This window comes from Angustibacter speluncae, from assembly GCF_054777815.1.
In genome coordinates this window covers 1-14,459 of record NZ_BAAHAF010000171.1, presented here as the reverse complement: position 1 = coordinate 14,459, position 14,459 = coordinate 1, and the positions used below count along the sequence as shown (strand labels likewise).

Below are 14,459 nucleotides of genomic sequence, written 5' to 3'. Positions count from 1 at the left end.
ATGCAGGGCGCGACAGGATGAGTGCCGTGGACGCGCGGACGGAGCAGGTCGAGGGCTCGACGGCCCCGCTGCTCGCTGCCCTCGCGTCCCTGCGCGAGCGCCTCGCGGCGGTGCGGCTGCCGCTCGAGACGGCGACGTCCGCACCGGCCCGCGCCGAGCGCGCGAGCGTCCTCGACCAGCTCGACGACTACCTGCTGCCGCGCCTCCGGCGGCTCGACGCCCCACTGCTCGCCGTCGTCGGCGGGTCGACCGGCGCCGGCAAGTCGACCCTGGTCAACTCGCTGCTCGGCGCGCGGGTGAGCCGCTCCGGAGTGCTGCGGCCGACCACGCGCTCGCCGGTGCTGGTGCACCACCCGGACGACGCCGGGGCGTTCGACTCCGACCGCGTGCTGCCGCACCTGGCGCGGCTCACCGGCGACGACCCGGAGCCCTCGCGCGAGGACACCGACCGCAAGATCACCAGCGTCCGGCTCGAGGCCAGCGAGGCGCTGCCGCCCGGGCTGGCGCTGCTCGACGCCCCCGACATCGACTCGGTCGTCGACACCAACCGCGAGCTGGCCACCCAGCTGCTGGCGGCGGGCGACCTGTGGGTGTTCGTGACCACCGCGGCCCGGTACGCCGACGCCGTGCCGTGGGACCTGGTGCGCACGGCCGTCGACCGCGGCACGTCGGTGGCCGTCGTCCTCGACCGGGTCCCGCCCGAGGCGATGGGCGAGGTGCGCACGCACCTGGCGCAGATGCTGAGCGACAACGGGCTCGCGGGTGCCCCGCTGTTCACCGTCGCCGAGAGCGCGGGCCTCACCGACGAGGGGCTGCTGCCCGACGACCAGGTAGGGCCGCTGCGGTCGTGGCTGCACGGCCTGGCCACCAGCAGCCGCGCGCGCCAGGTGGTCGTGCGCCGCACCCTGGCCGGCGCGCTGGAGTCGCTCGACCGGCGGCTGCCCGTCGTGGCCGACGGGGCCGACGAGCAGGCGCGGACGGCGTCCGAGCTGGTCGAGGCCGTCGACACCGCCTACGCCGACGCCGACCGCCGGCTCGAGCAGGGACTCACCGACGGGTCGCTGCTGCGCGGAGAGGTGCTCGCGCGCTGGCAGGAGTTCGTCGGCACCGGCGAGTTCTTCCGCGGCCTCGAGTCGGCCGTCGGCCGCCTGCGCGACCGGATCGTCTCGGTGGTGACCGGACGACCGGCGCCCGCCGAGCCGCTGGGGGAGGCGCTGCACTCCGGCGTCGCCGCGCTGGTGCGCGCCCAGGCCGAGGACGCCGCCTCGCGCGCGGTGCGCTCGTGGCGCGCGACCCCGGCCGGACGGTCGCTGCTGGAGCGCTCGGACGACGACCTGGGCCAGCTCGCAGCGGACTTCGACCCGCGGCTCGAGCGGCTCGTGCGCGACTGGCAGGGCTTCGTCCTCGAGCTGGTGCGCGAGCAGGGCGCCTCGAAGAAGAGCCAGGCGCGCATCATCTCGTTCGGCGTGAACGCGCTCGGCGTCGTCCTCATGGTCATCGTGTTCGCCAGCACCGCGTTCATCCCGACGGGTGCGGAGGTCGGCGTCGGCGCCGGCACGGCCGTCGTCGGCCAGAAGCTGCTCGAGGCCGTCTTCGGCGACCAGGCCGTGCGCACCCTCGCGGCCCGCGCGCGCGAGGACCTGCTGACCCGCGTGGACGGACTGCTCGCGAGCGAGCGGCGCCGGGTGCTGGCGCTGCTCGACGCCGCCGAGGTCGACCCGGCCGGCGGCGCCCCCGTGCGCGAGGTGGCCGCGCAGGTGAGGGCCGCCCGGTGAGCAACCCCCTGTCCCGCGTGCGGCGCCGCAAGGTCGACCTGCCCGCACGCACGACCGCGCTGCGCGAGGCCCTCGAGCGCGGCGGCGACCGGCTCGACCCGGCCGCCGTCCAACAGGCCCGCACGGTGCTGCAGCGCACCGACCAGCGGCTCGCGCTCGGCCTCGACAGCACCGTCGTCGCGCTCGCCGGCGCCACCGGCAGCGGCAAGTCCTCGCTGTTCAACGCGCTCGCCGGCATCGAGGTGGCCCAGGTCGGCGCGCGCCGGCCCACCACGTCCAAGCCGTCCGCGGTGGTGTGGGGCGACGACGGCGACGCGCTGCTCGACTGGCTCGACGTCCCCCGCCGGCACCGCACGGCCCGCGAGTCCGAGCTGGACGGCCGCGACGAGTCCGACCTGCACGGGCTGGTGCTGCTCGACCTGCCCGACCACGACTCCACGCAGGTCTCGCACCGCATCGAGGTCGACCGGCTGGTGCGGATGGTCGACCTCCTGGTCTGGGTGGTCGACCCGCAGAAGTACGCCGACGACGCGCTGCACACCCAGTACCTGCAGCGGCTGACCGAGCACCAGGACGTCACGCTGCTCGTGCTCAACCAGGTCGACCGGCTGCCGCCGGCGCAGGTGCACGAGTGCGTCACCGACCTGCAGCGGCTGCTGCGGGCCGACGGGCTGCCGCAGGTGCCGGTGCTGGCGATGTCGGCCCGCACCGGCGAGGGCGTGCAGGACCTCCGCCAGGCGATGGTCGAGGCCGTGCGCCACCACGAGGCCGTCGCGCAGCGCGTCGTCGGCGACCTCGACACCGTGGTCGAGCAGCTGGCGGAGGGCGTCGGCGCCTCGGAGCGCGGGCCCGAGGACCTGCCCGGTCGCGACGCGCTCGTGGAGGCGCTGGTGCGCGCGGCCGGCGTACCCGCCGTGCTCGACGCCGTCGAGGCCGACTACCGGCGCCGGGCGCACCGCAGCAGCGGCTGGCCGTTCTCGCGCTGGGTGCAGCGGTTCAAGCCGGACCCGCTGAAGCGGCTGCGGGTGGGGCAGGACACGGGCACCGCGGGCGACCTCGACCTCAAGGAGCTGCGCCGCTCGTCGGTGCCCGCCCCGACCCAGGCGCAGCGGGCGCAGGTCGACCTCGCGACGCGCCAGGTCGGCACCCGCTGCGGGGAGGGCCTGCCCCGTCGCTGGGCCGACGCCGTCGCCGACGCCGCCGCACCGCCGGGGCCCGACCTCGCCGACTCGCTCGACCAGGCCGTCACCTCGGTCGACCTCGGCTACCGGCACCCGTTCTGGTGGCGGGTCGCCGGGGCCGCGCAGGTGCTGCTCGCGCTCGCCGCCGTCGCCGGGCTGCTCTGGCTGGTGGTGCTGGGCGTGGTCGGGTGGCTGCAGCTGCCGGAGATCGCGACGCCGATGGTGGGTCCGATACCGCTGCCGACCCTGCTGCTGCTCGGGGGAGTGGTGCTCGGTCTGCTGCTCGCCGTGGTGCTCGTGCCGGTCGCGCGGGTGGGGGCGAAGCGACGGCGGGCGCGGGTGCAACGCGCTCTGCGCGAGTCGATCTCGCGGGTCGCGGCCGCTCAGGTGCTGCAGCCGGTGTCGCGGGTGCTCGCCGACCACCGGGCGGTGCGCGAGCTGCTCGCGCGGCGCTGACACCGCGTCGTCCACAGGGGCGCGATCCCGCGGGTTGTCCACAGCGGGGCCGTCGGCGCGTCCCGGACGTCGGCGCGCGGCGGCAGGTTCGGCACCGGACCCGCACGGTGCGGGTGCCGAGCCTGGAGGTGCTCCCCGTGAACGAGACCCACGTCACCGTCGTCGGCAACCTGGTCGCCGACCCCGTCCTGCGCGTCACGCCCGGCCAGCGGGAGGTCGCCGGCCTCCGGCTGGCCAGCACCGTGCGCCGCTACGACGCCGAGCAGGGCCGCTCCGTCGACGTCCGCACGTCGTTCTTCTCCGTCAGCTGCTGGGGCTACCTGGCCCGCAACGTCAGCGAGTCGCTGCGCAAGGGCGAGCGGGTGGTGGTGACCGGGCGGCTCGACCTGCGCGAGTACACCGGTGCCGACGGCCAGCCCCGGCTGAGCGCCGACGTGGCGGCCGACGCGGTCGGCCCCGATCTCACCTTCGGGGTGAGCCGGTTCACCCGCGTGCGCCGCGGCAGCGCCGACCCCGAGGCCGCACCCGGGGCGCCGGACGAGGAGGCGCCCGCCGGTCCGGTCGACGAGGCCGACGAGGAGGTGCTCGAGGAGCTGCGCGACCCGCTCGGGCCCGTCGAGTCCGACCCCTACCTGGTCGTCGACGGCCTCGAGCTCGACCCCGAGGGACGGTCGCGGGTGACGCCGTCGCCGGTGTGAGGTGGTCGCGGGCGCCCTCCCGATTCGGAGGGCGTCCGCGCCGCCCCTAGGCTGAGGAGCATGGCGGAGTTCATCTACACCATGTACAAGGCCCGCAAGGCCCATGGCGACAAGCTCATCCTCGACGACGTCACGATGAGCTTCTACCCCGGCGCGAAGATCGGCGTCGTCGGGCCCAACGGTGCGGGCAAGTCGACGATCCTGAAGATCATGGCGGGGCTCGACCAGCCCTCCAACGGCGAGGCCCGCCTCTCGCCCGGCTACACGGTGGGCATCCTCATGCAGGAGCCCGAGCTCGACGAGAGCAAGACCGTCCTGGAGAACGTCCAGGAGGGCATGGGCGACATCATGGTGAAGAAGCAGCGCTTCGACGAGATCGGCGTGCTCATGGGCGAGCCCGACGCCGACTTCGACGCGCTGCTCGCCGAGATGGGCGAGCTGCAGGAGGCGCTCGACCACGCCGACGCGTGGGACCTCGACTCCCAGCTCGACCAGGCGATGGACGCGCTGCGCTGCCCGCCCCCGGACGCCGACGTGTCGGTCCTGTCCGGTGGTGAGCGCCGACGCGTCGCGCTGTGCAAGCTGCTGCTGAGCAAGCCCGACCTGCTGCTGCTCGACGAGCCCACCAACCACCTCGACGCCGAGTCGGTGCTGTGGCTCGAGCAGCACCTGGCCGCCTACCCCGGCGCCGTGCTGGCCGTCACGCACGACCGGTACTTCCTCGACCACGTGGCGCAGTGGATCGCCGAGATCGACCGCGGCCGGCTGTACCCGTACGAGGGCAACTACTCCACCTACCTGGAGAAGAAGCGCGAGCGGCTGCAGGTGCAGGGCAAGAAGGACGCCAAGATGGCCAAGCGGCTGGCCGAGGAGCTGGAGTGGGTCCGCTCCAACGCCAAGGCGCGCCAGACCAAGTCGAAGTCGCGGCTCGCGCGGTACGAGGAGATGGCGGCCGAGGCCGACCGCACCCGCAAGCTCGACTTCGAGGAGATCCAGATCCCGCCGGGCCCGCGTCTGGGCAGCCAGGTCATCGAGGTCTCGAAGCTGAAGAAGGGCTTCGGCGACCGCGTCCTCATCGACGACCTGTCGTTCACGCTGCCGCGCAACGGCATCGTCGGCGTCATCGGCCCCAACGGCGTCGGCAAGACCACGCTGTTCAAGACGATCGTCGGGCTCGAGCAGCCCGACGGCGGCACCGTCAAGGTCGGCGACACGGTGAAGGTGTCGTACGTCGACCAGGGCCGGGGCGGCATCGACCCGAAGAAGTCGCTGTGGGAGGTCGTCTCCGACGGCCTCGACCACATCAAGGTCGGCAACGTCGAGATGCCCTCGCGCGCCTACGTGTCGGCGTTCGGCTTCAAGGGGCCCGACCAGCAGAAGGCGGCCGGCATCCTGTCCGGCGGCGAGCGCAACCGCCTCAACCTGGCGCTGACGCTCAAGGAGGGCGGCAACCTGCTGCTGCTCGACGAGCCGACCAACGACCTCGACGTCGAGACCCTGTCCTCGCTCGAGAACGCGCTGCTGGAGTTCCCCGGCTGCGCCGTCGTCATCTCCCACGACCGGTGGTTCCTCGACCGCGTCGCGACCCACATCCTGGCCTACGAGGGCACCGACGAGAACCCGGCGAGCTGGTACTGGTTCGAGGGCAACTTCGAGTCGTACGAGGAGAACAAGGTGTCGCGCCTCGGCGTCGAGGCCGCCCGCCCGCACCGGGTGACGCACCGCAAGCTCACCCGCGACTGACGTCCGCCCGTCCGGCACCGGCCCGGTCCGCCTCGCGCGGACCGGGCCGTCGTGCATATGGCCGTCGTGCGTCCGGCCGTCGCGGCACCGGCCGCTAGCGTCGGGGCGTGAGCTACGACCTGACGTTCCTGCCCAAGACCGACGACCAGACCTGGGAGGAGGCGCTCGACGCCTCCGAGCAGCGGGTGGTGGCGTCGATGAAGAGCGGTGCGCCGTCGGCCGGGTACGACCACGAGGTCTGGGCACGACTGGTGGCGGCCGCGCGCGAGGAGCTCGGCGAGGTCGAGGTGTTCGAGGGTGCCGACCACGGCGAGGTCAGCCACGACAGCGGCATCCAGCTCAGCCTGTACGGCGACGAGGCGGCGATCACCGTGCCCTACTGGTACGACGGCGAGGAGGCGGACGCCGTGATGGCGAGGGTGTTCCGCCTGGCCGCCGTGGTCGAGCGGGAGACCGGCCTGCAGGGGTACGACCCGCAGGCCGCCATGCCCCTCGCCGAGGCCGCTGCCGAGATGGGGCTGTCCCGCGCGACCTTCGACCGCGTCGCCGAGGCGATGGCCACGACGTGGCTCGGGCCGCCGGCGGCGGGCCCCGTCCCGGTCGCCGAGCCGTCGGGGGTGTCGAGCGAGGAGCCGGCGCCGCCGGTCGGTCCGCACCGGCCGTGGTGGAGGTTCTGGTGAGGTCCGGCGCCGGTCAGGCGAGCACGGCCGCGCACAGCTGGTCGCCGACCCAGTCGGCGTAGGCGCGGGGCGTCCAGCCGCGCAGGTCGACCAGCAGGTGCCAGACCTCGACGCTGTTGAGCGTCCAGATCCGGTCGCGCGCCTGGTCGGTCGTCAGGTCCGGTCGCAGGGCGCCCAGCTCGGCGATCCGGCGCGCGACCATGCCCGTCCCGACGAGCCGCTCGGCGTTCGTGGTCGCGACCAGGTCGACCAGATCGGGGTCGCCGGCGGCTGCGCCCGCGTGCACCTGCAGAACCAGCGGGGCGAGCCGCTCGAGCAGGCTCCGACCGAGGTCGGCGTAGCCGTGCAGGAACGCCGTGGCGTCGGTCTGCGCGTGGAGCGCACGCACCTCGGGTCGCTCGGCGAGCGGCAGGTCCTGGTCGTCACCGGCGAGGGTGAGGTCGTACGCGGCCTTGAGCAGCGCGGCCTTGGACCCGAACGCGTTGTAGACCGTCTGCGCCGACACCTGCGCGGCGCGCGCGACGTCGGCGACGGCGGTCGGGGCGTAGCCGTCCCGCACGAACAGGTCGGCAGCGGCCAGCGCGATGCGCGCGCGGGTGGCGGCCGCCTGCTCGGCGCGCAGACCTGCCCGATAGGGCCGACGTCCCGCACCCGTCGGAGAATTCACTTGATCCTCACTCAATTGAGTTTACTCTCGCTCCATCGGATTGTGTCAGCGAAGGGTTCCCCATGACCACCACCGTCCCGACCCCCGCCCTCGACGCCGCGACGTCCGGTCGCCCCGGCTGGCGCACCTGGACCACCGCGGGCCTGGCCGCCCTCACCGCGTACTCGGCGGGCGTGGGCTGGCAGGCGCAGCTGGTGTCGTACCCGCTGTACCGGGCCGTCGGCGCCGAGGAGTTCGCGGCGTACCACCAGCAGTACGACGACTCGATCCCGCTGGTCGTGATCGCACCCGGATTCGCGGCGTTCCTCGGCGGCGTCGCGTTCTGGTGGACGCGTCCCGCCGGCGTCCCGCGCTGGGCGTCCGGGGTGGTGGCGGTGGGTGGTCTGACGTCCGCGCTGACCACCGCGCTGTGGGCGATCCCGATGCACGACCGCCTCGACCGGATCGGGAAGTCGGCAGAGACCATCGACAGCCTCGTGCTCGCGAACGTGCCGCGGACGGTCGCGCTGACGGTGTCGACCGGCGTGCTGGTCTGGGTGCTCGCCCGGGGGACCCGCGAGCGCTGAGTGTGGGGCGAAGGATCGGTCGCAGGACCCCCTCCCGGGGGTCCACCGCCCGGTCCTTCACCCGCGCAGCAGGTCGAGCGCGATCCGCGCCGGGTTGTCCTCGGGCGCGAAGCGCTGTCGGTGGTAGGCGTCCTGGTAGCTGGCGATGCGCTGCCGGACGAGCTCGTCGAAGTCCGGGTTGTCCTGCAGGAACGTGCGCAGATGGCCGGCCAGGACGGGTCTGCCGGGCAGGTCGGAGCGGGCGAACAGTGCGATGTCGGCGGTGATCTGCCAGACGTACTCGCCGAGCAGCGCGACGACGAACGGCGCTGTCCACGGTTCGTCCGAGGTGAGGACGTCGCGGAGCCGGCGCTGCCGGACGTGCCCGTCATGGTGTCGGGTCAGCAGGCACGCGGCGACGACTCGGTCCGGACCTGCGAGCGCTTCCGTACGTCGCTCCCGTTCGTCGGAGTAGATGCGCGAGGGGATCTGGACGGGCTCGCCGCACACGACCAGGTCGCGGTGGAGCCGCTGGATGCAACCACTCGGGTCCTGGTGCCCGTCCCGGTCGTCGAGCCATGACGTGACCCGTCGTGCAGGTTCGCGAGCGACTTCGGGAAATGCCCACGCTAGGACCGAACCTCGTCGTTCCGCACCCACCGGGAGCGCTACGTCCGGGCTCACGTCCGCTCCGTCCAGAGCGCCGGGATCGATGCGGGCGTCGGTGAGGTCGGTGTCACCGGTGTCGTCGCCGGTCAGAACCGAGCCGAACTGGGCCCCTCGCAGATCGGCTCCGCGCAGATCCGCGCCGCGCAGGTCGCAGGCGGCGAACGACGCGTAGCGAAGACTCGCACCGCGGAGGTCGACACCTCGAAGGTCGCAGAATCGCCAGGCGACCCGGTCCAGACCAGCCTGACGCAGGTCCGCGCCCCGCAAGGAGCATCGATCGATCCACCCGTACAACCCGATCGAGACCGACGTCAGGTCCTGGCCGGACAGATCAAGTCGCTCGAGTCTCAGACCCCAGTCACCTGAGAACGCTTCACGTCCGGCTGGGACGAGCCTGTCCCCGGGTCGGGCGTCCGACACCGGATCAGCGCGCCCTCGGTGGGCGGACCATGCCCTCCTGGGCGACTGTGGCGACCAGGCGGCCGTCCTGGCTGAAGATGCGGCCGGCGCCGAGGCCGCGGCCGCCCTGCGCGGACGGGCTGGCCTGGGTGTACAGCAGCCACTCGTCGGCGCGGGCGGGGCGGTGCCACCACATGGCGTGGTCGAGGCTCGCCGTCGGGCCGACGGTGGCCCACGAGCGGCCGTGCCGGCGCAGCACCGACTCGAGCAGGGTGTAGTCGCTGGCGTACCCCAGCACGGCGCGGTGCAGCACCGGGTCGTCGGGCAGCGGCGCGACCGTCCGCATCCAGACGGCCTGCGACGCGCGGCGCTCGGAGTCGGGCTGGATGTAGATGGGCGACTGCACGTGCCGCACGTCGATCGGCCGCGCGTACGACCAGTACTGCGCGGCCGGGTGGTCGATGTGGCCGAGCAGCTCCGCGGTGGTGGGCAGCTCGTCCGGGCCGGGGACGTCGGGCATGACGTCCTGGTGCTCGTACCCCTCGTCGGCGTCCTGGAACGAGGCGATCATCGACAGGATCGGGCGCCCGTCCTGCAGCGCGTGCACCCGCCGGGCGGTGAACGAGCGGCCGTCGCGCAGCCGCTCGACGGCGAACTGGATCGGTTGGGTGGCGTCGCCCGGACGCAGGAAGTACCCGTGCATCGAGTGCACCGGACGGTCGTCGGCCACGGTGCGCGAGGCGGCCATCAGCGTCTGCCCGAGCACCTGGCCGCCGTACACGCGACCGTGCGGCTGCCACTGGCTGTCGCCCTCGAACACGTCCTGCCCGTCGGCGTCGGGCGCGAGCGCGCGCAGGTCCATCACGGCGAGCAGCCCGGCGAGGATCTCGGCCGGCTCGCGCCGCTCGAGCTGGGGCGGCAGCCCGGTCACGTCCATCGGCCCGGCCGGCGTGCGGGTGGCCGGCGGCTCCTGCGTGCTCACGTCGTGCTCCTGTCGGTCGGGGGAGCGGCGCCGAGCATGCGCACCGCGAGGTCCGCGTAGATCCTGCCCACCTCGGCGGCGCTCTCACGTCCCCGGGGGTCGAACCAGCGCGCGACGTCGACCGCCAGCGACAGCACGGCCCGGGTCGCCGTGCGGGGCACGTCGACCACCATCGTGCCGTCGGCGACGCCCTCGGTGACGGCCTGCTCGACGACGTCCTCGAGGCGGCGGCGCACGGCGTTGACCTCGGTGCGGGTGGCCTCGTCGAGCGAGCGCAGCTCGTACTGCACGACGCGGGCGACGACATGGTGCTCGGCGTGCCACGTCACGAACGCCTCGACCATGCGGTGCACCCGCCCGACCGGCGTCCCGGGCCCGGACAGGGCGGTGGACACCAGGTCGAGCGCGGCCCGGTGGCCGGTCAGGGACAGCCGCGCGAGCAGCGCCTGCTTGGACGGGTAGTGGACGTACAGCCCGGCGGGGGACAGCCCGGCTCGGGTGGCGATGTCGCGGGTGGTGGTGGCGTGGAAGCCGCGCTCGGCGAAGGCCTGCGCGCCCGCGGTCAGCAGCCGGTCGGCGGTCGGGTCGTCCGGGGACGCCGACTCCTTGACACCGAGCGGCTCCCCGGCGAGGCTGGGACTGAGCAAGCGCTTAGTCATGCCGGGACCGTACACCCCGGCCGAGCCTGGAGGAACAGTGCGCCGATCGATCTTCGAGCCCGAGCACGAGGCGCTGCGCGCCACCGCCAAGGAGTTCCTCGACCGGCACGTGCGGCCCCGCATGGACGAGTTCATCGAGGCCAAGGGCCTGCCCCGCGACGTGTGGATCGAGGCCGGCAAGCAGGGGCTGCTCGGCCTGCACGTCCCGGAGCAGTACGGCGGCGGCGAGGCGGGCGACTACCGCTTCATCGCGGTCGTGGCCGAGGAGCAGTCGAAGGTGTCGGCCGCGGTGTCGTCGTGCCTCGGCATCCACGCCGACATCGTCGCGCCGTACCTGATCGAGCTCACCACCGAGGAGCAGAAGCAGCGCTGGCTCCCGGGGTTCTGCTCCGGCGAGATCGTCACGGCCATCGCGATGACCGAGCCGAGCGGCGGCTCCGACCTCGCGAACCTGAAGACGGTGGCGGTCAGGGACGGCGACGACTACGTCCTGAACGGGTCGAAGACGTTCATCACCAACGGGTACAGCGCCGACCTCGTCGTCGTCGCGGCCCGCACCAGCCCGGAGAAGGGCGCCAAGGGCATCACGCTGTTCGGCGTCGAGACCGGCATGGAGGGCTTCACCCGCGGGCGCAAGCTCGACAAGGTCGGCCAGACCGAGAGCGACACGGCCGAGCTGTTCTTCCAGGACGTGCGGGTGCCCGCGGCGAACGTGATCGGCGAGGTCGACCGCGGCTTCATCCACATGATGGAGCGCCTCGTGCAGGAGCGCGTCGGCGCGGCGATCAGCAACATCGCCCACGCCGCGCAGATCCTCGAGGAGACCATCCAGTACACCAAGGAGCGCAAGGCGTTCGGCCAGTCCGTCGGCTCGTTCCAGCACAACAAGTTCAAGATGGCCGAGCTCGTCACCCAGGTCGAGGTGACCCAGGCGTTCGTCGACAACTGCGTGCTCGAGCACAACGACGGCAAGCTGAGCGCGGTCGACGCCGCCAAGGCGAAGTGGTGGTCGGCGCAGGTGCAGAACGACGTCCTCGACGAGTGCGTCCAGCTGCACGGCGGATACGGCTTCATGAACGAGTACCGGGTCGCGCGCGCCTGGCGCGACGCCCGCGTCACCAAGATCTGGGCCGGCTCGAACGAGATCATGAAGGAGCTCATCGGTCGGGACCTCGGCCTGTGACGCACTCTGCTGCAAGGCGTCTGGAAGGCAAGGTCGCGGTCGTCACCGGCGCCAGCCGGGGCATCGGGCTCGCGATCGCGCAGCGACTCGTCGACGAGGGCGCCCGCGTCGTCGTCACCGCCCGCAAGCAGGAGGCGCTGGACGAGGCGGTCGCTGCGCTCGGCGGCAGCGAGCACGCCGCCGCGGTGGCCGGGAACGCCGCCGACCCCGAGCACCAGGACGCGACGCTCGCCACCGCCGCGGACGCGTTCGGGCCGGTCGACCTGCTGGTGAACAACACCGGCATCAACCCCGCGTACGGGCCGCTGGTCGACCTCGACCTCGACGCCGCGCGCAAGATGGTCGACACGAACGTCGTCGCCGCGCTGTCGTGGGTCCAGAAGGCCTGGCGCGCAGGCCTGTCCGACCGCGGGGGTGCCGTCGTCAACGTCGCGTCCATCGCCGGGCAGCGTCCGGCGCCGGGCATCGCGTTCTACGGTGTCAGCAAGGCCGCGCTCATCCACCTGACCGCCTCGCTCGCGGTCGAGCTCGCGCCGAGGGTGCGGGTGAACGCCGTCGCGCCGGCCATCGTGAAGACCAAGTTCGCCACCGCGCTCTACGAGGGACGCGAGGAGCTGGTCAGCGCGGCGTACCCGATGCGCCGTCTCGGCGAGCCGCACGACGTCGCCTCGGCGGTGGCGTACCTGCTGAGCGACGACGCCGCGTGGACGACGGGGCAGACGCTCACGGTCGACGGCGGCGTCAGCCAGGCCGGCGGCCTCGGGTGAGCCCGCCCGCGCAGATGCAGGCGTGGCAGGTCGTCGTGCACGGCTCGCCCGCCGACGCGCTGCGGCTCCAGGAGGTCGAGGTGCCCCGCCCGGGTGCCGGGCAGGTGCTGCTCCGTGTGGCGGCCACGGCGCTGAACTTCCCGGACGTGCTGCTCGCGGCCGGGCAGTACCAGGTGCGGCCGCCGCTGCCGTTCACCCCGGGCGTCGAGGCCTGCGGGGAGGTCGTCGCGGTCGGCGACGGCGCGGACCCGGCGCTGGTCGGCGCCCGCGTCCTCGGGATGCTCGCGCTGCCGCACGGAGGTCTGGCGACGTACGCGCTCGCCGACGCCGGCGCGGTGCACGTGGCGCCGCCCTCGCTCGACGACGCCGCCGCTGCGAGCCTCTACATCGGGTACCAGACGGCCTGGTTCGCGCTGCACCGCCGGGCGCGGCTCCAGCCCGGTGAGACCGTGCTCGTGCACGCCGCAGCGGGCGGCGTCGGGTCCGCCACCGTCCAGCTGGCGAAGGCGGCCGGCGCGCGGGTCGTCGGCGTCGTGGGCGGTGCCGCCAAGGTCGAGGTGGCGCGCGACCTCGGCTGCGACGACGTGGTCGACCGCACCGTGCAGGACGACCTGGTGCCCGTGCTGCGCGAGGTGCTCGGGCGGGGTGGTGCCGACGTGGTCGTCGACCCCGTCGGTGGTCCCGCGTACGACGACTCGACCAAGGTCGTCGCCTTCGAGGGACGCATCGTGGTCGTCGGTTTCACGTCCGGGCGGATCGCCCAGGCGGCGACCAACCACGTCCTGGTGAAGAACTACGCCGTGCTCGGCCTGCACTGGGGCGAGTACCACCGGCACGACCCGCAGTCCGTCCGCGACTGCCACGCGGAGCTCGTCCGGCTCGCCGGCGAGGGCGTGGTGCGGCCGCTGGTGAGCGAGCGCGTCCCGCTCGCCGAGGTGCCGGACGCGTTGACCCGGCTCGCCGCCGGACGCACGACCGGTCGGGTCGTCGTCGAGGTCGGGCGGTGACCGGGCTGGAGCTCGCGGGAGCGCGGGTCGTGGTGACGGGTGCGGCCTCCGGCATCGGCCTGGGCCTGGCCCGACGCTTCGTCGCCGAGGGCGCCCGCGTCGTCGTCAGCGACCGCGACGGCGACCGGCTGCACGAGGTCGCCCCGGACGGCGCCGCGCGCGTCGTCGCCGACGTCGGCCACCGCGACGGGACGCACGGGCTCGTCGCCAGCGCGGTCGAGCTGCTCGGCGACGTCGACCTGTTCTGCGCGAACGCCGGCGTGCCCACCCAGGGCGGCATCGACGGTCCCGACCTCGCCGACGACGACGCCTGGACCGCGACCTGGCACGTCAACGTGATGTCGCACGTCTGGGCGGCCCAGGCGCTGGTGCCGCGGTGGGTCGAGCGGGGGAGCGGTCGCTTCCTCGCCACCGCGTCGGCGGCGGGCCTGCTCACGATGCTCGGCAGCGCGCCGTACGCCGTCACCAAGCACGGTGCCGTCGCGTTCGCGGAGTGGCTGCGCGCCACGTACCTGCACCGCGGCGTCGTGGTGCAGGCGCTCTGCCCGCAGGGCGTGCGCACGCCGCTGCTCGACGGCGCCGGCGCGGTCGGGCAGGCGCTGCTCGCCCCGGCGGCGATCGACGTCGACGACGTGGTCGCCTCGGTGGTGGAGGCGCTCGCGGACGACCGCTTCCTGGTGCTGCCGCACCCGGAGGTCGCGGGCTACGTGCAGCACAAGGCGTCCGAGCCCGAGGCGTGGCTCGCGGGCATGAACCGGCTCCAGCAGCGCCTCGAGGGCTGACTTCAGACCCGTCGCCGGGATGCCGATCAACCGGCATGGCCACCCACCCCGCCCTCGCGCGCCCGCGGCGCGGCCGCCGCCGGGTCGTCGCCGCGGTCGTCGCGGTGCTCGTGCTGCTCGTGCTGCTGGTGCGCTGCGCAGGCGGGGACGACGGCGCGTCCGCCTCCGCCGCCGACGGGGTGCGGCAGGGGCTGGTGGCCCAGGACGACGCCGTGCGCGCGAGCGGCACCGCGGCCACGCCCGCCGGTCGGCTCGGGACACCGCAG

At 73.8% G+C, this 14,459-nt stretch carries 14 protein-coding genes and 1 pseudogene; 11 read left to right on the top strand and 4 right to left on the bottom strand.

All coding sequences use genetic code 11. The features are described from left to right. Window positions 1-17 precede the first annotated feature (17 nt). The 5 genes from ACYVKY_RS19235 (at window position 18) to ACYVKY_RS19215 (ending at window position 6,533) form a co-directional block, all read left to right on the top strand. Entirely contained in the window at window positions 18-1,775 is a 1,758-nt protein-coding gene (locus tag ACYVKY_RS19235; protein WP_460436596.1) for a dynamin family protein, read from the top strand. After that, window positions 1,772-3,412 carry a YfjP family GTPase gene (locus ACYVKY_RS19230; RefSeq protein ID WP_460436595.1) on the top strand — a complete coding sequence of 547 codons (1,641 nt, stop codon included), beginning with the start codon at window positions 1,772-1,774 and terminating at the stop codon, window positions 3,410-3,412. The genes ACYVKY_RS19235 and ACYVKY_RS19230 overlap by 4 nt, the downstream gene beginning before the upstream one ends. A 137-nt stretch (window positions 3,413-3,549) precedes the next feature. Then, window positions 3,550-4,110, top strand: a complete 561-nt coding sequence (ssb, locus tag ACYVKY_RS19225; RefSeq protein ID WP_460436594.1) for a single-stranded DNA-binding protein — start codon at window positions 3,550-3,552, stop codon at window positions 4,108-4,110. Between the two features lie 60 nt (window positions 4,111-4,170). Continuing rightward, the gene (gene ettA, locus ACYVKY_RS19220; RefSeq protein WP_460436593.1) at window positions 4,171-5,853 is read left to right on the top strand and encodes an ABC transporter ATP-binding protein; all 1,683 of its coding nucleotides are present in this window, start codon (window positions 4,171-4,173) and stop codon (window positions 5,851-5,853) included. 107 nt (window positions 5,854-5,960) lie between these two features. Continuing rightward, on the top strand, window positions 5,961-6,533 hold the full coding sequence (locus ACYVKY_RS19215) for a hypothetical protein (protein ID WP_460436592.1): 573 nt from the start codon (window positions 5,961-5,963) through the stop codon (window positions 6,531-6,533). A 13-nt stretch (window positions 6,534-6,546) separates the two neighbouring features. Here ACYVKY_RS19215 and ACYVKY_RS19210 read toward each other — a convergent pair whose 3' ends face one another. Continuing rightward, window positions 6,547-7,200, bottom strand: a complete 654-nt coding sequence (locus ACYVKY_RS19210) for a TetR/AcrR family transcriptional regulator (RefSeq protein WP_460436591.1) — start codon at window positions 7,198-7,200, stop codon at window positions 6,547-6,549. A 62-nt stretch (window positions 7,201-7,262) separates the two neighbouring features. Between ACYVKY_RS19210 and ACYVKY_RS19205 the strand changes: the two genes are divergently transcribed. Beyond that, entirely contained in the window at window positions 7,263-7,766 is a 504-nt protein-coding gene (locus ACYVKY_RS19205) for a hypothetical protein (RefSeq protein ID WP_460436590.1), read from the top strand. A gap of 57 nt (window positions 7,767-7,823) precedes the next feature. Here the strand turns inward: ACYVKY_RS19205 and ACYVKY_RS19200 are convergent, their stop codons facing one another. From ACYVKY_RS19200 to ACYVKY_RS19190, 3 genes are read right to left on the bottom strand one after another with little or no spacing between them, the layout of a single operon-like run. Next, the gene (locus ACYVKY_RS19200; RefSeq protein WP_460436589.1) at window positions 7,824-8,834 is read right to left on the bottom strand and encodes a pentapeptide repeat-containing protein; all 1,011 of its coding nucleotides are present in this window, start codon (window positions 8,832-8,834) and stop codon (window positions 7,824-7,826) included. Window positions 8,835-8,838: 4 nt separating this feature from the next. Continuing rightward, a complete protein-coding gene (locus ACYVKY_RS19195; protein WP_460436637.1) occupies window positions 8,839-9,750 on the bottom strand; it encodes an acyl-CoA thioesterase in 912 nt (303 codons plus the stop codon). A gap of 41 nt (window positions 9,751-9,791) precedes the next feature. Next, window positions 9,792-10,454: a TetR/AcrR family transcriptional regulator gene (locus ACYVKY_RS19190; protein WP_460436588.1), complete on the bottom strand. Its 663-nt coding sequence runs from the start codon at window positions 10,452-10,454 to the stop codon at window positions 9,792-9,794. Between ACYVKY_RS19190 and ACYVKY_RS19185 the strand changes: the two genes are divergently transcribed. From ACYVKY_RS19185 to ACYVKY_RS19165, 5 genes and pseudogenes are all read left to right on the top strand, one after another. Next, complete coding sequence (locus ACYVKY_RS19185; RefSeq protein ID WP_460436587.1) at window positions 10,453-11,637, top strand: acyl-CoA dehydrogenase family protein; 1,185 nt, start codon at window positions 10,453-10,455, stop codon at window positions 11,635-11,637. The two genes, ACYVKY_RS19190 and ACYVKY_RS19185, sit on opposite strands and share 2 nt — an antisense overlap. Continuing rightward, entirely contained in the window at window positions 11,634-12,404 is a 771-nt protein-coding gene (locus ACYVKY_RS19180) for an SDR family oxidoreductase (RefSeq protein WP_460436586.1), read from the top strand. The genes ACYVKY_RS19185 and ACYVKY_RS19180 overlap by 4 nt, the downstream gene beginning before the upstream one ends. Window positions 12,405-12,418: 14 nt before the next feature. Then, the gene (locus ACYVKY_RS19175; RefSeq protein WP_460436636.1) at window positions 12,419-13,411 is read left to right on the top strand and encodes an NADPH:quinone oxidoreductase family protein; all 993 of its coding nucleotides are present in this window, start codon (window positions 12,419-12,421) and stop codon (window positions 13,409-13,411) included. Continuing rightward, entirely contained in the window at window positions 13,408-14,193 is a 786-nt protein-coding gene (locus ACYVKY_RS19170; RefSeq protein WP_460436585.1) for an SDR family oxidoreductase, read from the top strand. Before ACYVKY_RS19175 ends, ACYVKY_RS19170 begins: the two co-directional genes overlap by 4 nt. A 35-nt stretch (window positions 14,194-14,228) precedes the next feature. Continuing rightward, window positions 14,229-14,459, top strand: a pseudogene (locus tag ACYVKY_RS19165) (hypothetical protein); the annotation flags it as partial.